Below are 20,818 nucleotides of genomic sequence, written 5' to 3' on the forward strand. Positions count from 1 at the left end.
TCGGCTTTTTCATTGACTTCGTTGCTTTCATAAACACCTCTACTTGCAGTATAAATACTACCTATCAAAGTGTCCTGTTCTATTAAACCATTACACCTGCGGGTCATAAAGCCACCGAAAAGATTATCAGCCAACTCAAAGAATCAGGCTGGGAATGTAGTGCAGCTCAACCCCCTTACCGTTTTGATGGTAAAACTCAGGACTGGAATGACTTACACCTCAAAAATAACTACTCAGAAAAGGATATCGAAAGCTATCGCTATTATGGGGCATTACTCATCGCACAAACACCGACCGAGAAAGCGTTGCTAATATACAAACACACGGAACGTAGTGGTTTTACCTATGAGTTTCGTAGCAACTTATACTGGTTCAAGCTAGATATAGACGCATATAACAAACGTATGTCTGAGCTACGTGAGAACAGCAACGTATCGAAGTCAGATGCAGAACTCCGAGACGAAGCCTTAGCCTCGTCAGGCAATATTCAAAACTTAGCCAATTGCTACCCCATCCCCCTATATTTTCAGGCAAACGACATCACAGGAGAGTCTTGGTATTACTTTCGTATTTCATCTCAACACCGAGAAACCATCAAAAACACCTTCACAGGTACTCAGTTAGCCAGCGCATCCGAGTTCAAAAAACGTCTACTCAGTATTGCACCTGGTTGCTTGTTTACAGGGAATGGACATCAACTAGATGAATTCATTCGTTATAAGTTAGACCGAATTAGGCATGTAAAAACCATTGATTACATTGGCTATAGCCAGCAATACCAAACGTGGATATTCAATAAAATGGCTGTTCATAATGGCAAAGTCTACAAAATGAACCCTGATGATTACTATGAAATTGGCAAAACCGATATCAAATCACTGAGCCAATCACCCAACTTAGAAATTAACCCAGACTTAAAACAGCTCAACCTGAGCTTTGTAGAAAAAATTTATAGCTGCTTTGCGGAGAAAGGCATCATTGCCTTAGCCTATTGGCTAGGCAGCTTCTTTGCCGAACAAATCAGACGCGAACAGCAAAGCTACCCGTTTTTAGAAATCGTTGGGGATGCAGGTGCAGGTAAAAGTACCCTGATTGAATTCCTATGGAAACTGGCAGGCAGAACAGGCCATGAAGGGATAGACCCCTCTAAAGGCACCGCAGCAGGTGTGGCACGTAGCCTATTACAAGTCTCCAATCTGCCCGTAGTCCTGATGGAAGGCGATAGAGATTCGCAAAGTCATGCCAAGAAATTTGACTACGACGAACTCAAGCCCCTATTTAATGGCCGCTCAATACGCACGCGCGGGATGGCAACGGCAGGTAATGAAACCTATGAGCCACCCTTCAAAGGGGCGATTATCATCGCACAAAATGCGACGGTCAATGCCAGTGAAGCCATCATCCAGCGTATTGTGCATCTGCATTTTAGAGCCGCTCAACTCAGTAAAAAACCGATTGCAGACGAGCTGGCCAAAACTGACGTCAAATATGTCAGTGGCTTTATTGTCAAAGCAACGACCCAAGAAAAGGAACTACTGAAAATTATTTTTGAAAAGACTAAGTGCTACGAACAACAGCTCAGCCAACACCCTGAAATAAAAAATGTACGGATTGTATTAAACCATGCGCAGCTGATGGCATTGGTCGATGCACTAGATTTTCTTGTCGCTTTACCTAGACAGTGTAAAGAAGCTGTACATCAGATGATTGTGTCACTTGCTATAGAAAGACAAAAACGTATCAATCAAGACCACCCAGTGGTTGAACAATTCTTTGAAGTCTATGAGTACCTGAAAAACTCACTACATTTCACTAAAATTATCAATCACAGCAAAGATGAAAAATTGATTGCCATTCACATGAATCAGTTTGTCGAACTAGCCACAGAAGCAAGACAACAGCTCCCACCGTTAACCGACCTAAAAAATATATTACCCTCCTCCACTCGCTATAAATTTGTTGAAAAAAGCCGTGTTGTCTTTTCATCAACCGAAAGAACTCAAGCCCCCTATTCAATGCGCTGCTGGATATTTCACGCACCTAAAAACTAATCCGTTGCACTCAGAGGTTTCAGGCACTCTTTTGTGCCTGCTATGTCACTTCATTACGGTATCGAATAGTTATTCCTCATTTTTAACGATATTACTCATCATGCAAAAAGGCGTAGAAGTTCGAGGCAACTCAATCAGAGTCTATTTTTGGTATAACGGCGAATTGTGTAGAGAAACACTTGGTCTCCCAGCCACAGAAGCCAATTTAGAATATGCCTCAAAATTAATACAGGTCATCCATTTTGAACTATCGCAAGATACATTTAAGTATGCCAGACACTTCCCCAACTCGAAAAAAGCCAAAGAAGGACTCTTTAACTACTACATTGACTTATGGTCTGACTTCAAGAAAACAGAAGTAGCGGCATCCACATTCAAAGGATACCAAGACAAAATAAAAGCACACATCAAGCCCAAATGGGGTAACTGCTTCCCTCAAGAAATCGACCATATCGATATACAAATTTGGATTAAAAAAGAACTTTCTTTGACCCTGAAAAACAAAACCATCAAAGAAATCATCAGCATCATGCGACAAATATTTGTACTGTATCGCACCAGAAACAAACTCAGCTATGACCCTACAGAAGGTATTACGATTCGCATGTGCGATGAAGATGACCCTGACCCGTTTACCCGACAAGAAATAGAGACGATTCTTAATACACCCACAGACCGAAAGATGGAACTTTTGCTGATTCAATTTATGCTCTGGACAGGATGTCGTGTGTCTGAAGCCATCGCATTGGCATGGGAGGATGTTGATATAGAACGTGGTACCGTAAATTTTCGTCGCTCAAAAGTGAATGGTCTCTATCGAGTCACAAAAACCAAACGCTCAAACAGAGAGGTAGAACTACTCAAGCCCGCAATGGATGCACTCATTGCGATGATGTCATACAGCTACATTGCCAAGAAAAAGTCATTTGATGTGGTTCAGCGCGATAATCGCACTGTCAAAAAAGAACTACTGCGTCCAGTTTTCCTGAACAGCAATACAGGCCTTGCCCATGAAACTGATTTTTGTATTCGTGATCGCTTTTTCAAAGCACATCTAAAAAAAGCTGGGGTGAGATATAGAGGGCCAGGGCAATGTAGACACACATTCGCCTGCCAATTGCTCAGCACAGGGGCTATTCCTGTGGCATGGATATCACAACAGTTGGGGCATACTAATCCGACAACCACATTTCGTTATTATGCAAAATGGATTCGAGATGACAGTGGCAGCCTCATTAAAAAAGTAGAAAAGGCATTAGGTTTCTAAAAAACACAAGGTCGTTTTGCCCATTCTAAAAGTCCGTTTTTTTATATTTTTCCCATAAACCATCCCATTTGCCCGTTTTACGTTCCCTTAGAAACGAAAAAGCCCTTGTAAATCAAGGGCTTAAACTGGCGGTGAGAGAGGGATTCGAACCCTCGATACGCTATTAACGTATACACGCTTTCCAGGCGTGCGCCTTCAACCACTCGGCCATCTCACCAAATTGCTTGTCTATTAACAAGGCGCGTAAGATTATCGTAACTTTTCCCAAAAGGCAAAATCTTTTTGAGCGTTTACCGAATGTTTTTTCTATTTTTGGATAGCTCACCCTAAAAATGGGTATATTTTGAGCAAAAACAGGCAGATAGCCATTTTTTAGCAGGCAATCTTATTTTTATTGTGGGAGTTGTTTGGTGAGCTTACTCGATGAATGTTACACTAAGGCATTACTATTGCAGAATAACGAGTACCCTTTTCTGCCGTCACAGAGTCACAGCCAAAATTCATCATCCTGTAAGCACATACGCTGACACTCGTTCCGTTGTTTAGCCTACAGACATATTTTGTCTTATGACCCTTAGTTTTGCCTGATATCAACCAAATTGAGACTGTGTTTGGTCTCTGTTTGGAGAGCTTTAATATGCACAGTGAAAATAAGCAACATACGCCCATGACCGCCCTAACTTTAGGAGCTTTAGGTGTCGTTTTTGGTGATATTGGGACGAGTCCTTTATATGCACTCAAGGAATGCTTTCATGCGAGTCACGGCCTTGCTATTACGCATGATAATGTTTTAGGCATTTTGTCGCTGATTTTCTGGTCTATCACGCTGGTGGTGTCTATTAAATATGTCGCCTTTATTATGCGTGCTGATAACAATGGCGAAGGTGGGATTATGGCGTTATTAGCCTTGAGTCTACGTAACAAACAAGTCACACCACTACAAAATTTATTATTAGTGAGTGTTGGCCTTTTTGGTGCTGCTCTCTTTTTTGGCGATGGTATCATTACCCCTGCTATTTCGGTGCTTTCTGCCGTAGAAGGCTTGAAGTTAGTAACCCCCGTTTTTGAGCCTTATGTGATTCCAATTACGATTGCCGTCTTAGTGACATTATTTGTCATTCAGCGTCATGGCACGAGTTCGGTAGGTAAGTTATTTGGCCCTGTGATGTTAGTTTGGTTTAGTACCTTAGCCGTTTTAGGTATTAGCAATATTTCCCAGTATCCTGCCGTCTTACAGCTCATCAATCCCTTATGGGCAATCGAGTTTATTAGCAACCATACCTTTATTGCGTTTGTCACACTAGGCGCTGTGGTACTGACTATTACAGGTGGCGAAGCATTATATGCGGATATGGGGCACTTTGGTCGTAAACCTATCAATTACGCATGGTTTGGTTTGGTATTGCCTGCCTTAGTACTTAACTATTGTGGCCAAGGCGCGTTGCTACTGACACACCCCGAAGCCGTAGAAAATCCATTTTATCAACTAGCACCCAGTTGGTTTATTTTACCGCTAATTATTTTAGCCACGTTGGCCACTGTCATTGCCTCACAAGCCGTCATCTCTGGTGTGTTTTCTATTGCTCGGCAAGCCATGCAACTCGGTTATTTACCACGTTTTGAGGTATTACATACCTCTGCTAAAGAAATCGGACAAATTTATATTCCTGTCTTAAATTGGATTTTATTAGCCTCCATTATTATTTTGGTATTGATGTTTAAGTCATCTAGTAACTTGGCCTCAGCTTATGGCATTGCTGTCACCATGACCATGATTTGCGATACCTTTTTAGCCGCTTTTGTGGCCATTACGATTTGGGGTTGGTCTAAAAAACTTACTTTATTGGTCGCGGTTCCGTTGTTATTGACGGATTTAGCCTTTTTTGGGGCAACCTCCTTAAAGTTTTTACAAGGGGGTTGGTTTCCTGTGTTAATCGGTATCAGTGTGTTTACCATCATGCTGACATGGAAACAAGGCCGTGAAATATTATTTGCTAAACTGAATAGCGAAACGATGCCGCTCAATTTATTTGTAAATAGTATTGGTGCAGGCTCTATTCAAACCATCGAAGGCACGGCAGTGTTTATGACAGGCACACATGCGTCTGTACCACATGCCTTATTACATAATATTAAGCATAATAAAATTTTGCATGAACGTAATATTTTGCTGACCTTACATACTAAAGATATTCCTGTTGTTGATGCCCAAGACCGACTAAAAATAGAACAAATATCTCCAAGTTTTTGGCTCATTACAGGTTTTTATGGTTTCAAAGAACAACCCGATGTACCCGAGCTATTAGCATTATGCAAACCCCATCAGCTTGAGTTTGATATGATGGATACGAGTTTCTTCTTATCACGTGAACGGCTGATTCCCCGCTTAGAAGGGAAAATTGCACCATGGCGTGAGCTACTCTTTGTCGCGATGTCCCGTAATGCTGCATCAGCCACCGATTTTTTTCATATTCCGACTAACCGAGTAGTCGAGTTGGGAACACAAATCGAACTCTAAGTGTCACGTGCCAAGGATTGGCTTTCTCGTTTTATTAAATTAGCACTTCAATAAAAATCAAATTTTGTCGCAAATAGTCAAGACCTCAAGGTTTTTAAGCCCTATTTTTAACATTTGCTTAAACTTTCAGCACGAAAACCGTGCTAAAAGTGTTAAAATCGTTTTTTTCAAAACCCCTTTAATGAAATGTTAGGAATATACTTTCTAACTAGAGGAGATACATCCCTTTTATAAAGCACTAAAAAGCAACATGCCTAGCGTAATAAGTTCTTAAAATAGATGTATTTAACTTATTCAACACAGTTTTGTGAATATAAAACTATTGTCGTACGCTAAATCAGTACTCTCGATGATAAAAGAAAGACTCACTACCACAGACATTAGCAAATTTATTCTTCAAAATAGTCGCGTTAATGCCCATCTTGGCTAAGTCTTTGCTTAATAAATCTGCTATGACCTTGTATCGACTGAGTTGATAAAATAACAATAGGAGCCTCTTATGGCGAATAATGCAAAAAGTTTTACCAAAATTGGTATTTTTTATGATGGCAATTTTTTTCTTCATGTCAGTAATTATTATCAATACTATCATCAACGCAAATCCCGCATCAGCATTTCTGGGCTACACGAATACATTCGTCATCGGGTAGCAAACGAAGAAGATACCGATGTGCGTTATTGTCACATTGTCGATGCCCATTATTTTAGAGGCCGTTTACGCGCACAAGATGCAGAGCAACGTGACCTGTTACTCAAAGAGCGTTTATTTGACGAAGTTTTAATGCGTGAAGGTGTGACCACACACTACTTGCCGTTGGGGCCTGATGGCGAAAAAGGCATTGATGTCTGGCTTGCCTTAGAGGCGTATGAGTTAGCTATTTATAAACAATTTGATGTCTTGGTATTGGTAGCGTGTGATGGCGACTTTCGTCCCTTGTTGCGTAAACTCAACACCGTCGGCACGCGTGTGATGTTATTAGCATGGGATTTTGAATACACCGACCGCCACAATGTGCAAAAGCTGACACGGACAGCACAAGTTCTATTGGATGAAGCCACTTACCCTGTCTTGATGCATCAAATTATTGATGACAGGTCGTTACGTAACGACCAACAAATTAATAACCTCTTCTTATATCCTAAAGAAGAACAAGCTATTTTGAGTGCACTCAATTTAAGCACACCTGTGATTGCCCCCATTCCTACTCCCCCCCTAGAGCAACGTAGCGAAGGCGTGATTCAAAGTCTTAAAGAAGGTGGGTTCGGCTTTATCACACCCGATGAAGACATGGAAAATATCTTTTTTCACTTTAGTGAAGTCAAAAATCGTAATTTTGCTGCTTTACGCTTAGGTGATAGAGTCAGCTATATTTTAGGGCGTAACGATAAAGGCTATTGTGCAACACACATTATGGCGTTATCCGTAGAACCACACGGCAATTATGTCGGCGATACGATGCCTTTTATACCCTATGACGATGATTTGATGTAAATAAAAAACCCTCTACTTGGATAAAATAGAGGGTTTAACAGGTCTTGGATAAAGACGACGTTATGCTACTTACCCCATCCTCTCCATACGAGAGAATGGGCATAGAGCGGCTCGTTATACACGCTCAATAATCGTTGCAATGCCTTGGCCTAAACCAATACACATGGTCGCCAAACCAAATTGTACGTCTTTCCACTCCATCACATTTAATAAGGTAGTGGTAATACGTGCACCCGAACAGCCCAGTGGATGGCCTAACGCAATCGCACCACCGTTCAAGTTGACTTTATCTTCCACTACACCCATTAAACCCAAGTCTTTTAAGACGGGTAAAGACTGCGCAGCAAAGGCTTCGTTTAATTCTGCAATACCGATATCGGCAATGCTTAAACCTGCACGCTTTAAGGCTTTTTGTGTGGCTGGAACTGGGCCATAACCCATGATTGCCGCATCACAACCTGCAACCGCCATGCTACGGATTTTTGCGCGTGGTTTTAAGCCTAAGGCTTGTGCACGTTCAGCCGACATTAATAACATGGCAGAAGCGCCATCAGACAATGCTGAAGAAGAACCTGCTGTCACTGTACCGCCTTTAGGATTAAAGGCAGGTTTCAAAGAAGCCAATTGCTCTAACGATGCATCTTGACGAATCACTTCATCAATCTCACATAACACTTTAAAGCCATTCGCATCATGACCTTCAATGCCAATAATTTCATTTTTGAAACGCCCTTCTAAGGTCGCCTCCCATGCTTTTTTGTGAGAGCGCAAGGCAAACTCATCTTGTTGCTGACGGCTGATACCATGCATCATGCCCAACATTTCTGCAGTCAAACCCATCATATTAGAGGCTTTGGCATAATGCTTAGAGGCACTGGGGTTGAGGTCTACACCGTGCGTCATTTGCACATGCCCCATGTGCTCAACGCCACCAATAATAAACACATCACCTTGGCCAGTCATGATTTGAGCAGCCGCTGTATGTAAGGCTTGCATCGAAGAGCCACACAAACGGTTAACCGTTTGACCTGCAACCGTACGTGGCAACTCAGCTAACATGGCAATGTTACGCGCAACGTTCATACCTTGTTCTAAGGTTTGGTTAACACAACCCCAAATCACATCTTCGATTTCATTGGGGTCAACCGCTGGGTTACGCACCAATAAGGCTTTTACTAACTCAGCAGATAAAGAGTCGGCACGCACATTACGGAACATACCGTTTCTGGAGCGACCCATTGCACTACGTACACCATCAACGATGACTACATCACGAGGATTAAGACTCATTTTTCGCTCCTAATTAACCAAAGAATTTCTTGTTAGCGGCGGCCATGTCACGTAACAATTGTGGGGCTTCATAGGCTTTGCCTAAGTGAGCATATTTTTCACACAATGCAACGTAGTTAGCGACACCAATTTGGTCAACGTAACGGCAAGCACCGCCACGGAATGGTGGGAAACCGATACCCATAATTAAGGCCATATCCGCTTCTGCTGCGCTAGCAACAATACCTTCTTCCAAACAACGAGCCACTTCGTTAACCATTGGAATCATACAACGATCAATGATTTCTTGAGCGTCAAACTCTTTACGTGCTGCAGCGATTGGTGTTAACAACTCATAAGTTGTTTGGTCAACCACTTTCTTTGGCTTGCCTTTTTTGTCTTGTTCGTAAACATAATAACCTTTGCCATTCTTTTGGCCATAACGGTTATTTTCGAACATGATTTCTGTGCCAGACTTGTAGTTAGGTTGCATACGATCTGGGAATCCTTCAGCCATAATTTTGGCAGCATGAACGCCCGTATCAATACCAACAACGTCTAACAAGTAGGCTGGACCCATTGGCCAACCAAATTTTTCCATCACTTTATCAACAGCTTGGAAGTCAGCACCATCACGGACTAACATATCAAAGCCACCAAAGTATGGGAATAATACGCGGTTTACCAAGAAGCCTGGGCAATCGTTAACAACGATAGGTGTTTTACCCATTTTTTGTGCTAACTTAACTGTTGCAGCAACCGCTTCATCAGAAGACTTTTCGCCACGAATAACTTCAACCAATGGCATCATGTGTACTGGGTTGAAGAAATGCATACCGACAAAGTTTTCTGGACGCTTTAACGACTTAGCTAAGTAAGTAATCGAAATAGTAGACGTATTAGACGCTAAAATCGTGTCTTCTTTGACTAAACCTTCAACTTCGCTTAATACGGCTGTTTTAACTTTGGGATTCTCAACAACCGCTTCGATAATGATATCAACGCTATTAAAATCACCGTAGTTTAAGGTTGGACGAATACGCGATAAGGTCTTACCCATATCGGCAGGAGTTAAACGGCCTTTTTCGACTTGCTTACCTAATAATTTAGAGGCTTCGCCCATACCCAAATCAAGGGCTTCGGTGCGAATGTCCTTCATAATGATGGGTGTGCCTTTGCTGGCTGCTTGGTAGGCAATACCGCCACCCATGATGCCTGCACCCAATACCGCCGCTTGACTAATCTCTTTACTGCCTTTGCCTTCATGCTTTTTAGAGGCTTTTTTAACGGCTTGGTCAGCCATAAATAAACCAATTAAAGCATTCGCTTGTGGCGTAACAGCCGCTTTCGCGAAATTTTTGCCTTCAATTTTAAGCGCTTCATCACGACCTAAACTGGCATGTGCCTGAATGGCTTGTAAGGCTAATTTAGGGGCTGGGTAGTTAGGCCCTGCTTTACCCACAACAACCGCCATCGCGGTATTAAATGCCATCATTTGCTCCATCATATTGAGCTTGACAGGATTTAATTTTTCAGCACGTTTAGCTTTCCAATCGATTTTACCGTCGATACACTGTTGAACTAAGGCTACTGCGGCAGCGTGTAATTGGTCTGGCGCAACAACAGCATCTACAGCCCCGTCTTTTAAGGCGGCATCTGGACGCTTTTCTGCACCTGCGGCAATCCATTCAACGGCATTGTCGATACCAATGACACGCGGTAAGCGCACTGTGCCACCAAAACCAGGGAAAATACCCAATTTAACTTCGGGCAAACCTACTTTTGCAGCCGTGGACATCACACGATAGTCACACACTAAACACATTTCAAAACCGCCACCTAAAGCGATACCATTAATGGCCGCAACGGTTGGGAATGGCAAATCTTCAAACGCATTAAAAATTTGGTTTCCACTTAAGGTCCATTCAACAATGGCTGCTTCACCTTGAGCAAAACTACCGACAAACTCGGTAATGTCTGCACCAACAATAAATACAGACTTCGCGCTAGTGACAACTAAACCTTTAATACTACTATCTGCTTTAACAGCATCAATTGCATTCTTAAAATCTTCGAGAGTCACACGGTTAAACTTATTAACCGATTCATTGGCGAGATCGAACTTGAACTCAGCGATACCGCCTGCTAAGGCTTGTACACTGATGGCAGCTCCTGAATAAATCATGCCTAAATCTCCATCGTGGTGGTTTACATTGATAAGGTCTAATTGACTGGTTTTATCAATTAGGACTGTTAACCCTCAGCATATAATCCATGAGAGGGTTAGCTATCCTAGGACAAATAAAAGCAAATTTACGCTCATGACGATTAAGACATCGTAAGCCTATTATTTACTTTGTTCTTTTGAACTTTTTGTATGATGAGCAGACAAAAAGCTCTCTTAAGCAAAAGTGGGCTAAGTGTATGCCACTCGCCAGCATTTTTGGCAACTTTTTGTGGCTGATTGGTCAACATTTTTACACTGGCAAGATGTAACAATTCACATCATTGGACTGGGACGAACGTCCTATAAACGCTGCTTCATCTCAATGATGCTGAGCCTATCCGAGTATTGATATATTTGCATATGGATGACTTTAGATATAACAGGCTAATTTATAGCCATTATCAGCTAGTCATCTCTATACGTCAGACAGTGGCTCTAACTGTAATACTTGTCGACCACTCTCTTGCACCGCCTGTAATACCGTTTGTTGCAACTCTGACGATGCCATCGCCCTAGCCACCACCACCCCACCAATCGCTTGACAAATGATAGCCCATGCCCGTTTTTCATCGCCTATCGTTTGCGTAATCACGTATACTAATTGGCATAGGTGCTGTTCAAAACATTGTTTAGTCGCTAAATCTGCACGTGCGATTTCTGCGCCTAAACTGGGAATCGCACACCCTGCTTCAGGATGCTCAACGTGTGACAGACTTAAATAACGTCCCAAAGCTACCAGTAACTGCTCAGGCGTTTTTTGCGAAAAAAGCGCGAGGGTCTTTGTCAACTCTTGCTCAACAATAGCGCTTAATAACTCTTGCTTAGAGCTAAATTGACTATAAAAAGCGCCCGTGGTCATCCCTGCGGCAGCCGTCAACGCATCCATACCTGTATGACTAAAGCCCTCTTTTTTGGCAACGGCAGCACTTGCCGCCAACAGTTTGGCTCGCGCAGCAGCTTTATGCTCGGGAGGATAACGCATGTTTTAGTACTCTGTGCTTAGGAATGTGCAACTTAATAAACGATGTGAGCAACACAAGAATTTAATCCGTTTTGTCTGGTGATTGACAGTGTCGCCATTATAGAATAACGTCCGTTATTATAACAATCGTTATTCTATAGCTTGTGTTAGGGGGTTTTGTCATGCGTAGCGAAAAAACAGCGTGTATTCTGTGTTCACGAAATTGTGGTTTAACCATCGACATCGCGGACAATGGTCACTTTAGTAAAATTCGTGGTGACGAAGACCATCCCATCTCTAAAGGCTATATCTGCCAAAAGGCCGCCCGTCTCGAATACTATCAGCACCATGAAGACCGCTTACAATACCCTCTCAAACGCTTAGATGATGGCAGTTTTGTACGGGTCAGTTGGGATGAGGCTCTAGATGATATAGCACACCGCTTAATCCAAATTCGAGAGCAACACGGTGGCAATGCATTCGCAACGGCGGGTGGTGGTGGCCAAGGCAATCATTTGGGGGGTGCCTATTTAAGCCAACTACGCGCGGCCATGAAAAGTCGCTTTAACTACAACTCCTTGGGACAAGAAAAAACGGGTGACTTTTGGGTAAATGGTCGTTTATTCGGTAGCCAAACTTGCCATACCACCGAAGATGTTGAGCATGCTGACTTTGTATTATTCATTGGTTGTAATCCCTTTCAAGCACATGGGATTCCAAACGCCCGCGACACACTCAAAGAGATTCGCAAAAACCCACATCGTACGATGGTGGTGATTGACCCCAGACGTACCGAAACCGCCAAACAAGCCGATATTCATTTACAACTCAAACCATCGACTGATGCGTTTTTAATGAGCGCCATTTTAGCGCTGATTATTCGCGCCAATTTACATGACCGCGATTTTATTGCACAGCATTGTACAGGTTATGAAGACGTCGAAAAGGCATTATTAACCATTCCCATTGAAGAGTATGTCGCGCGTGCCGATGTGCCTCTAGCCGATGTTGAACGGGTTGCTTATGGTTTTGCCAAAGCCAAACGTGCCTGCGTGCGCATTGATTTAGGCATACAGCACAGCTTAAATACCACCTTAAACGGCTATCTGGAAAAACTACTTTATTTAATAACAGGCAATTTTGGTATTAAAGGGGGTAATAATTTACATGCCTTTTTATTACCTATTTTAAGCAACACGGACGAACGCAAAAAAAAGCTCACGCATAGCGTCTATCATGATATGTTTCCGATTTCAGGCATTCTTCCCCCCAGTATTATGCCTGATGAAATTTTATTAGCAGGCGAGCAACGCATTCGCGCTGTGATTGTGGATAGCTGTAATCCATTACTGACATGGCCTGATACCGCCGCCTTTGATAACGCCTTTCGTCAGTTAGAGTTGTTAGTCGTGGTCGATGTCGCACTGACCGAAACCGCACGGCTTGCGCATTATGTCCTACCTGCGGCCTCTCAATTTGAAAAATGGGAGTGCACAGGCTTTAACTTAGAGTTTCCGCGTAATGCCTTTCATCTCAGACACCCCATTTTACCCGCGTTAGGGGAAAGTCTGCCCGAACCCGAAATTTACACCCGTCTACTGGAAAAAATGCGCATCATACCGCGTACTTTCCCACTACTCAGCCGTATCGCCCGTTATGAGCCTAAACAAAGTCATTATTTAGCCTATACCACTGCCCTATTTGCGACGCTGGCACACAAAAAACACTGGCAGCCTTATGCGGTTTCAATTTTATATAGAACCTTGGGGGCTAACTTAGCGCATAACGCGGCGGCGGCGGCATTTATTCTCCCCTTAGCTATTCAATTTGCCCAAGAGCACCACGAGGCCATGCAGCGGGCAGGATTTAAGGGTAATCGCATCACCTTAGGTGCGGCCTTATTTAATGCCATTCTTGAGCAGCGTTCAGGAGTTGTGTTTAGTGAACACCGTTATAGCGATGTATGGTCATTGATTAAAAATAAAGACCGCCGTATTTATTTAGCCATTCCAGAAATGTTGGCCGAGCTTAATGCGCTGGCACAACAACAGCCGCACCCTTCTGAGTTTCCATTCATTTTAGCGGCAGGTGAGCGCCGAAGTTATAATGCTAATCAAATTTATCGCGACCCTGCATGGCGTAAAGTCGATAAAGAGGGTGCGCTACGTATTCACCCTGCCGATGCCGCACGCCTCAACATACAAGAAGGCGAACAAATACGTTGTCGTTCTGCTCAAGGTGAACTCCGTGTCATGACCGAATTTGATGAGGGGATGCGTCAGGGCTGTGTGAGTCTGCCACATGGTTATGGTCTGCGCTTTCGTCACAGTGAGGCCCTTGGCCCTGCGCTCAATTTACTAACCGCTAGTACAGCTTGCGACCCGTTTTCTCGTACGCCTTACCATAAATATGTGCCTGTTAGCCTAGAAAAACTATGAGGCTACGCGTTCTTCACAAGCCAACGGCGATGAGTAGACGTGACAGGATGTCATGGTGATGATGTGTACGCCTCAACGTTTGGGCAAAAAGCGTACCTGCATACTTGCTTATCTGTGCACAACAGTTGACAATCTGCACACCTTAACTTGCCGATTGAAGCCGTGTTATGTCCCCATCTAAAGACGATTCTACGACCCATTTTGGTTATCAAACCGTTAAAAAAGAAGAAAAAGCGGGTAAAGTGGCTGAAGTTTTTCACTCCGTAGCCGCCAAATACGATTTGATGAATGATTTAATGTCGATGGGCATTCATCGTTTATGGAAACGCTTTACGATTACCCTCTCAGGGGTACGCCGAGGTCAGCAGGTTTTAGATATCGCAGGCGGGACAGGTGATTTAGCACGTGTTTTTGCACGTGAAGTTGGAGCGACAGGGCGCGTCGTACTGGCCGATATCAATGACTCGATGCTCAAGGTTGGACGTGACAAACTCATTGACGGCGGTTATACCCTTGTCGAATACGTGCAAGCTAATGCCGAATGTTTGCCCTTTCCTGATAACACCTTTGACATTATTACCATCGCTTTTGGCCTACGTAATGTCACCGATAAAGACGCTGCCCTACGCTCCATGTATAGAGTCTTAAAACCCAATGGTCGTTTGTTGATTTTAGAGTTTTCCAAACCCATTTTTGACCCCTTAGCCAAAGTCTATGATGCTTATTCTTTTAGTGTCTTACCTGCGATGGGGCAATTAGTAACGCAAGATGCCGATAGTTACCGCTATTTAGCCGAATCTATCCGCATGCACCCCGACCAACAGACACTCAAACAGATGATGGAAAATGCTGGCTTCTATCAATGTGATTATCATAATCTGACGGGTGGTATTGTTGCGCTACATAGGGGCTATAAATAATGTTATTGCCTACCGTACTGGCTGTGTCCGCCTTTGAAGATATGCTCAATAAGGCCTTAGACCTCGACCCTGCAACACGACTTCAGCTCAATCAAAAACAAGGTCGTACATTAAACGTCAATGTTCAATATCCTCACATCAGCATACTGGTTTATTTTGACCAAGACCGTGTTCGTTTAACACCTTCCGAACAACCACAAGGTGCAGATGCCTCTGTCAGCGCCACCAGTTTTGATTTAATTAAACAAGCCTTACAGCGCGACACGCCAATTATGCAAAGTGGCTTAGTGTTAGAAGGTGATGTTTTTTTTCTACAAGAATTACAACGCATTGGCTTGCAATTAGATATTGATTGGGAAATGGGATTAAGCCAAATTTTTGGCGATGTCACGGCGCATCAAATCGGACAAGGCCTACGCAGTTTATTCAATTTTGCTCAAAAAACAGCCGCTGTTTTTTTACAAAATGGCGGTGAGTATTTACGCGAAGAGGCACAACTCTTACCTGCACGCTGGCAAATTGACGATTTCATTGAAGAAGTGCAAGAGCTACGAACTGACATTGAGCGCTTAGAGGCACGGATTGCCTTATTTAAGCAACAGTATCTGAGTACACCGCCTGCCGCCACCTCCGACTAAGGATTTATGATGCTCAAACATCTACCTCGTTTATTAGTCATTTGGCGTATTTGCGCCAGCTATCGTTTAGACACCCTGATTCCACGCGATGCCCCTATTCCGATGCCTATACGTGCAGCACTCTTGCTATTACGTATTCATCCCGCATGGTGGTCTACGCCTGTCTTAAGCACCTATGATGATGGTGAGCGTTTACGTTTAGCCTTACAAGACTTAGGGGTATTGTTTATCAAACTGGGTCAGCTTTTATCGACACGCGCCGACCTTTTACCGCCTCATGTTATTGCCGAACTCAGCAAACTACAAGACCGTGTGCCTCCGTTTGCCAGTCAGGAATTAAAAGCGATTGTCAGTAACGAGTTACAAGGCGATATTAGTCAACTGTTTAGCCGCTTTGATGATGAACCATTAGCCGCCGCGTCGATTGCACAGGTACATACGGCGGCCTTACCCGATGGTCGGGAAGTCATTGTTAAAGTGGTCAGACCCCACTTACAAACAGCGATTGAACAAGACTTTGGTCTGCTAAAAATGGCTGCCCGCTGGTTAGAGTCACGCTCTGCGGATTTAGCCGCTTTTCATTTATTACAAATAGTTTGCGACTACGAACAAGTCTTGTTAGGTGAAATTGATTTATTACAAGAAGCAGCGAATACCACACGCATGCGTAACAATTTCCCAAACTCGCCATTAATTTATGTCCCTGAGGTACATCACGCTTTATGCACTAGCCAAGTGATGATTGCAGAGCGTATTTATGGTGTGCCTATTTCCGATAAAGCGAGTTTTCAGCGTTTAGGCGTTGACCCCAAAGTATTGGCCGAAAAAGGCCTCACTATCTTTTTTACACAGGTGTTTAATCACAATTTTTTTCATGCAGACATGCACCCTGGTAACATTTATGTCGATGTGTCTAAGCCCGAACAACCGCGTTATATTGCCTTAGATTGCGCGATTATGGGCGAACTCAGCGACAGCGACCACCTCACCGTTGCTCGACTGATGATGGCGGTCATGCAACATGACTTTACACAACTGATTCAAATTGCGGCACAAGCGGGTTGGATTGCGCCTGCAACCGACACCCAAGCCTTGACGCGTGAAATTCGCCGTTTATTAACGCCCATGCTGCAAAAGTCGATTGATGAGCTGGACTTTGCTCCTATTTTAGTCGGTATTTTAGACGTTGCTCGTCGTTACCATTTAGAAATTCCGCCACAGCTCGTCTTATTACTCAAAACGCTAGTTCATGTTGAAGGCTTAGGCCGTGACCTCTACCCTGCGTTAGATATTTGGTCATTAGGTAAACCTTTACTTGGCCAATGGTTGAGCAGCCGCCTAAATCCTGCTGAATCGTTTAAGACTTTAATGCAACAAACCCCTGCGATGGTGTTAGGCTTAGCAGAACTCCCCGCATTGGTCTATGATAGTTTACGGGGTCTGCGTCAACATAATGCATGGCAAGAAAAACAATGGCGCGAGCTACAAACCTTGCACTATGAACTGGCACAAAGTCGTCGTTACGATTGGTTGGCCTTGATAGCCGTTGTATTAGGTTGTGCAGGCATCAATGCGGACGGCTTGTGGAGCTTACTCGGTATTGCATTAATTATTCTTGCGGTTACATGGCGGATTTTGGTTTAATGCCGCGCCTATCTCCTATCTATAACAGGTTAGCGTAAATGACGAGCTTTTTAGATACCATCAAATTTGATGCCGATGGCCTGATTCCCGCCATTGCACAAGATGCACATACAGGCCGAGTGCTGATGGTCGCATGGATGAACCGTGAAGCCTTACAATTAACTGCCGACACCCAACGCGGTGTATACTGGTCACGCTCGCGGCAAAAACTGTGGCATAAAGGCGAAGAGTCTGGTCATGTCCAATTGGTCAAAGAAATTCAACTCGATTGTGATGGTGATGTTATCATTTTACAAATTGAACAATTAGGTGGCATCGCCTGTCATACAGGACGTCAGTCGTGCTTTTATCGTAAACTAGACGCTAAGCAACAATGGCAAATTGTTGAACCTATCTTAAAAGACCCACATGCCATTTATGAGCAGCCAAAACATGAGCACTGATATTTTAGCCGAACTTGATAAAATTTTAGCAGAGCGTAAAAACGCGACTGCCGATTCCTCTTATGTTGCCAGTCTCTACCATAAAGGCATCAACAAAATTTTAGAGAAAATCGGTGAAGAAGCCACTGAAACCATTATTGCTGCCAAAGATGCCGCCCAGTCAGGTGATATGCATGACGTGATTTATGAAACAGCAGACCTATGGTTTCATACCCTTGTCATGTTGGGGCATTTTAATGTGCCCTCCCAAGCCGTTTTAGAGGAATTGGCTCGTCGCTTGCATACGTCTGGCCACGCCGAAAAAGCAGCTCGTCAACACACGCCCCACTAAGAGGTACTTTATCATGGCAGGTTTATCCCTTTCTCACTTACTGATTATGTTAGTTGTCGTCGTACTATTATTTGGTACTTCTAAACTGAAAAATTTAGGTAAAGACCTCGGTGGTGCTATCAAAGGTTTCAAAGATTCCATGAAAGATGCCGAGCAACCCACGGCTAATACACCGCCACCGACGACGCAACAAATTAGTCAAAATCAAACCATAGATAGTACAGCGACTCCCGTCAACACTGTCAAAAAAGATAATGTCTAATGTTTGATGTTGGTTTTAGCGAGCTTATATTATTAGCTGTCATTGCACTGGTGGTACTTGGGCCCGAAAAACTGCCGCATGCCGCCCGCATGACAGGCGCATGGCTTGGCCGTATTCGTCGTGCGGTCACGAGCATTCAGATTGAAATTGAAAAAGAAGTCGCAGCGGCTGAATTAAAAGAGCGCATGAATAAGGAAATTGAACGCTTAAAAAGTCACACAGAACCTATTACTCAAGAATTAAGCGACCTTGAAAACAGCATCAGCAGCAACCACCATGCAGCCCGTAGTGAGTCAACACTCATACCCGCAGAAACACTTGCCGATATCGCCAAACAGGACTATGTTGAAGTCCCGCCTGTACAACAGGAACTGTTATTATCTGCACCCGTTACTGATGATACACCTTCCCCTAAAGTCAATTTAGATAAAGCCCAACGCCATGAGTAGTGAGCTACCACCTGACAGCCCGCAAGATGAAATGCCACTTGTTGGCCATTTAATTGAGCTAAGAACCCGACTCATGCACATTATTGGGTCGACATTAATATTATTTTTTGCCTTAGTGGCTTTTAGAAATGAGCTGTATACCCTGCTCTCTAGCCCATTACGGCATTTGTTGCCTGCGGGTAGCAGCATGGTCGCAACCGATATCACTTCTTCGTTTGTTGCGCCATTTAAGCTGACCTTTTTTGTCGCTTTTTTTGTCGCTATCCCTTATGTGCTGTATCAAATTTGGCTTTTTATTGCGCCTGCGCTCTATAAACACGAAAAGCGGCTAGCCATTCCCCTACTGCTATCGAGTGTACTGTTGTTTTATATTGGTGTATCTTTTGCCTATTTTGTCACACTCGGTCCTGTACTCAAATTTTTTGTCAGTGTCGCCCCCGAACACGTCAACTTTATGACTGACATCAATGCCTACTTAGACTTTTGTATTAAGTTTTTTTTGGTATTTGGTTTTACCTTTGAAATTCCTGTCTTTGTCTTGATTTTAATTATGGCAGGCATCATTTCTACCGAAAGTTTAGCCGATAAACGCCGCTATATTATTGTGGGTTGTTTTGCTATTTCGATGTTTATTACCCCACCCGACGCGCTATCCATGACCGTTTTAGCAACATTGATGTGGATGCTGTTTGAAGTCGGCTTGCTTTTAGGCCGTTTAATTGAGAAAAAACCAAGCGTTAATGAAGAGTAGTCTGGTTTGTGTCTAAGCGGCATTCGCTAACCATCGTTTTTTCACCTCCCATTGAATAAAAGACTATAAAAACCGCCGATTGGCGGTCTTTTGTTATTGGGGGTTGTATATGTCACTTAAGTTCGGGATAAGCCTACGACTTTTTAGTTGAAATATGACTGTTTATAACGTCAAAGGCACTGTTGGGACGTTGTGGTGCAACTGTTTGAGCCAAGGGTGAAGCGGGGCTTTCAAGCAACACCCTTGCTTGCCCGCTGAACGCCTGAGCCATGCAGGGCGAAGGCTGGATTGCTGTTAAGCAACGAGTTTTGCACCACGAAATGGTTTTGCTGACGTTGGCCGAAACCAAAGTCAGTCCCGCGGAAGGCGGCTGTCATAAAGGCTTTAAATATTTTCTATATAAAACTCAAGAAATTAACATTTTTTATCCCGAACTCAGGTTATGTAGCTAAATTTCATTATGACGGTCGCTTAATTTGTAATTGTGTCAAACCAAAATTACGCCAAATTTTATTTTTTACTTCTACGGGTAAACGAGAAAAGTAGATATCTGCACGGCTGTGTAAGCCCACCACTTTGCCATTCGCCACAGTAGGATAGTGGCTGCTTGCGACAATATTCCAATAATAATCTTGCGGGCAGATATATTGTTCTAAGGCCTGAGCACGATAATGTTTGACGCCCTGCCAATAGGGCAGCAATCTCAATTCTAAATTTTTACTCGATAACTCGATGGGCAACTCAATTACAGGTATGTTGGAAGAAATAGACGAGTTTTTCATTATTATACCTTCTATCATTGCTAAGACTTAGTGTTAGCTTACCCCCCATTGGGTTTGCCTTTTACTTGACAACTTTTGTACAAGTTTTAAGTCTTGATTACGCTATTTATGCTGTTTTTTAGTTAAGCAGCCTTCTATCTTTTCGTCAATAACACCAAATGCAACAAAATAATTTTACTATACAAAACAATCACTTAAACAATGTAACTAATTATTTACTTTAACATCATCTTAAAAATAATTCATTCGCTTATTTTGTGTTATTCACGCTATTTTTAGGTCGTTGATTTTGCTTCAATTTTTAATCGTTTGAGTCGACGACATCCCTCCTTGTCATACTGGGCTTAGAGAAACTCTGTCGCGCTAAGCCCCTAC

The 20,818-nt window shown here is 43.2% G+C and carries 14 protein-coding genes, 1 tRNA gene and 2 pseudogenes; 12 read left to right on the forward strand and 5 right to left on the reverse strand.

Annotation, left to right across the window (positions count from 1 at the left end):
• Positions 1-404 precede the first annotated feature (404 nt).
• Both C8N29_RS13885 and C8N29_RS13890 read left to right on the forward strand, forming a co-directional pair.
• Positions 405-2,051, forward strand: a complete 1,647-nt coding sequence (locus C8N29_RS13885) for a hypothetical protein (protein WP_107866674.1) — start codon at positions 405-407, stop codon at positions 2,049-2,051.
• Between the two features lie 100 nt (positions 2,052-2,151).
• A complete protein-coding gene (locus C8N29_RS13890) occupies positions 2,152-3,318 on the forward strand; it encodes an Arm DNA-binding domain-containing protein (protein WP_107866675.1) in 1,167 nt (388 codons plus the stop codon).
• 126 nt (positions 3,319-3,444) lie between these two features.
• Here C8N29_RS13890 and C8N29_RS13895 read toward each other — a convergent pair.
• Positions 3,445-3,535, reverse strand: a tRNA-Ser gene (locus C8N29_RS13895).
• Positions 3,536-3,955: 420 nt separating this feature from the next.
• Between C8N29_RS13895 and C8N29_RS13900 the strand changes: the two genes are divergently transcribed.
• On the forward strand, positions 3,956-5,836 hold the full coding sequence (locus tag C8N29_RS13900) for a potassium transporter Kup (protein WP_107866676.1): 1,881 nt from the start codon (positions 3,956-3,958) through the stop codon (positions 5,834-5,836).
• A 499-nt stretch (positions 5,837-6,335) separates the two neighbouring features.
• Positions 6,336-7,328, forward strand: a complete 993-nt coding sequence (locus C8N29_RS13905) for a cold shock domain-containing protein (RefSeq protein WP_107866677.1) — start codon at positions 6,336-6,338, stop codon at positions 7,326-7,328.
• 114 nt (positions 7,329-7,442) lie between these two features.
• Here C8N29_RS13905 and fadA read toward each other — a convergent pair whose 3' ends face one another.
• The 3 genes from fadA to C8N29_RS13920 form a co-directional block, all read right to left on the reverse strand.
• Positions 7,443-8,618, reverse strand: coding sequence for an acetyl-CoA C-acyltransferase FadA (gene fadA, locus C8N29_RS13910; RefSeq protein ID WP_107866678.1), 1,176 nt, complete (start codon positions 8,616-8,618; stop codon positions 7,443-7,445).
• A 13-nt stretch (positions 8,619-8,631) separates the two neighbouring features.
• Positions 8,632-10,782, reverse strand: a complete 2,151-nt coding sequence (gene fadB / locus C8N29_RS13915; RefSeq protein ID WP_107866679.1) for a fatty acid oxidation complex subunit alpha FadB — start codon at positions 10,780-10,782, stop codon at positions 8,632-8,634.
• A gap of 457 nt (positions 10,783-11,239) precedes the next feature.
• A complete protein-coding gene (locus C8N29_RS13920) occupies positions 11,240-11,806 on the reverse strand; it encodes a TetR/AcrR family transcriptional regulator (RefSeq protein WP_107866680.1) in 567 nt (188 codons plus the stop codon).
• 161 nt (positions 11,807-11,967) lie between these two features.
• Between C8N29_RS13920 and C8N29_RS13925 the strand changes: the two genes are divergently transcribed.
• From C8N29_RS13925 to tatC, 8 genes and pseudogenes are all read left to right on the forward strand, one after another.
• Positions 11,968-14,223 (forward strand): molybdopterin-dependent oxidoreductase, encoded by a 2,256-nt coding sequence (locus C8N29_RS13925; protein ID WP_107866681.1) that lies wholly within the window; start codon positions 11,968-11,970, stop codon positions 14,221-14,223.
• Between the two features lie 191 nt (positions 14,224-14,414).
• Positions 14,415-15,143, forward strand: a pseudogene (ubiE, locus tag C8N29_RS13930) (bifunctional demethylmenaquinone methyltransferase/2-methoxy-6-polyprenyl-1,4-benzoquinol methylase UbiE); the annotation flags it as partial.
• Positions 15,143-15,781 (forward strand): ubiquinone biosynthesis accessory factor UbiJ, encoded by a 639-nt coding sequence (locus C8N29_RS13935; RefSeq protein ID WP_107866683.1) that lies wholly within the window; start codon positions 15,143-15,145, stop codon positions 15,779-15,781. The pseudogene ubiE and the gene C8N29_RS13935, both read left to right, overlap by 1 nt.
• A 9-nt stretch (positions 15,782-15,790) precedes the next feature.
• A complete protein-coding gene (locus tag C8N29_RS13940; protein ID WP_107866684.1) occupies positions 15,791-17,425 on the forward strand; it encodes an AarF/UbiB family protein in 1,635 nt (544 codons plus the stop codon).
• A gap of 38 nt (positions 17,426-17,463) precedes the next feature.
• Positions 17,464-18,199 (forward strand): annotated as a pseudogene (hisIE, locus tag C8N29_RS17480) (bifunctional phosphoribosyl-AMP cyclohydrolase/phosphoribosyl-ATP diphosphatase HisIE).
• A gap of 13 nt (positions 18,200-18,212) precedes the next feature.
• A complete protein-coding gene (gene tatA / locus C8N29_RS13955; protein WP_107866687.1) occupies positions 18,213-18,461 on the forward strand; it encodes a Sec-independent protein translocase subunit TatA in 249 nt (82 codons plus the stop codon).
• Positions 18,461-18,910, forward strand: a complete 450-nt coding sequence (gene tatB, locus C8N29_RS13960) for a Sec-independent protein translocase protein TatB (RefSeq protein WP_107866688.1) — start codon at positions 18,461-18,463, stop codon at positions 18,908-18,910. Before tatA ends, tatB begins: the two co-directional genes overlap by 1 nt.
• Positions 18,903-19,661: a twin-arginine translocase subunit TatC gene (gene tatC / locus C8N29_RS13965; protein WP_107866689.1), complete on the forward strand. Its 759-nt coding sequence runs from the start codon at positions 18,903-18,905 to the stop codon at positions 19,659-19,661. The genes tatB and tatC overlap by 8 nt, the downstream gene beginning before the upstream one ends.
• 458 nt (positions 19,662-20,119) lie before the next feature.
• Here tatC and C8N29_RS13975 read toward each other — a convergent pair whose 3' ends face one another.
• Entirely contained in the window at positions 20,120-20,443 is a 324-nt protein-coding gene (locus tag C8N29_RS13975) for a hypothetical protein (RefSeq protein ID WP_107866691.1), read from the reverse strand.
• Positions 20,444-20,818: the final 375 nt, after the last annotated feature.

Origin of the sequence: Agitococcus lubricus (assembly GCF_003051055.1) — a bacterium.
GTDB lineage: Bacteria > Pseudomonadota > Gammaproteobacteria > Pseudomonadales > Moraxellaceae > Agitococcus > Agitococcus lubricus.

Bases quoted from the DNA above. Each gene is read 5' to 3' on its own strand.
- tatC (WP_107866689.1), top strand. From the start codon at position 18,903: ATGAGTAGTGAGCTACCACCTGACAGCCCGCAAGATGAAATGCCACTT.
- tatA (WP_107866687.1), top strand. From the start codon at position 18,213: ATGGCAGGTTTATCCCTTTCTCACTTACTGATTATGTTAGTTGTCGTC.
- C8N29_RS13925 (WP_107866681.1), top strand. From the start codon at position 11,968: ATGCGTAGCGAAAAAACAGCGTGTATTCTGTGTTCACGAAATTGTGGT.
- C8N29_RS13940 (WP_107866684.1), top strand. From the start codon at position 15,791: ATGCTCAAACATCTACCTCGTTTATTAGTCATTTGGCGTATTTGCGCC.
- fadA (WP_107866678.1), bottom strand. From the start codon at position 8,618: ATGAGTCTTAATCCTCGTGATGTAGTCATCGTTGATGGTGTACGTAGT.
- C8N29_RS13975 (WP_107866691.1), bottom strand. From the start codon at position 20,443: ATGAAAAACTCGTCTATTTCTTCCAACATACCTGTAATTGAGTTGCCC.
- C8N29_RS13905 (WP_107866677.1), top strand. From the start codon at position 6,336: ATGGCGAATAATGCAAAAAGTTTTACCAAAATTGGTATTTTTTATGAT.
- C8N29_RS13890 (WP_107866675.1), top strand. From the start codon at position 2,152: ATGCAAAAAGGCGTAGAAGTTCGAGGCAACTCAATCAGAGTCTATTTT.
- C8N29_RS13885 (WP_107866674.1), top strand. From the start codon at position 405: ATGTCTGAGCTACGTGAGAACAGCAACGTATCGAAGTCAGATGCAGAA.
- C8N29_RS13935 (WP_107866683.1), top strand. From the start codon at position 15,143: ATGTTATTGCCTACCGTACTGGCTGTGTCCGCCTTTGAAGATATGCTC.
- C8N29_RS13900 (WP_107866676.1), top strand. From the start codon at position 3,956: ATGCACAGTGAAAATAAGCAACATACGCCCATGACCGCCCTAACTTTA.
- C8N29_RS13920 (WP_107866680.1), bottom strand. From the start codon at position 11,806: ATGCGTTATCCTCCCGAGCATAAAGCTGCTGCGCGAGCCAAACTGTTG.
- fadB (WP_107866679.1), bottom strand. From the start codon at position 10,782: ATGATTTATTCAGGAGCTGCCATCAGTGTACAAGCCTTAGCAGGCGGT.
- tatB (WP_107866688.1), top strand. From the start codon at position 18,461: ATGTTTGATGTTGGTTTTAGCGAGCTTATATTATTAGCTGTCATTGCA.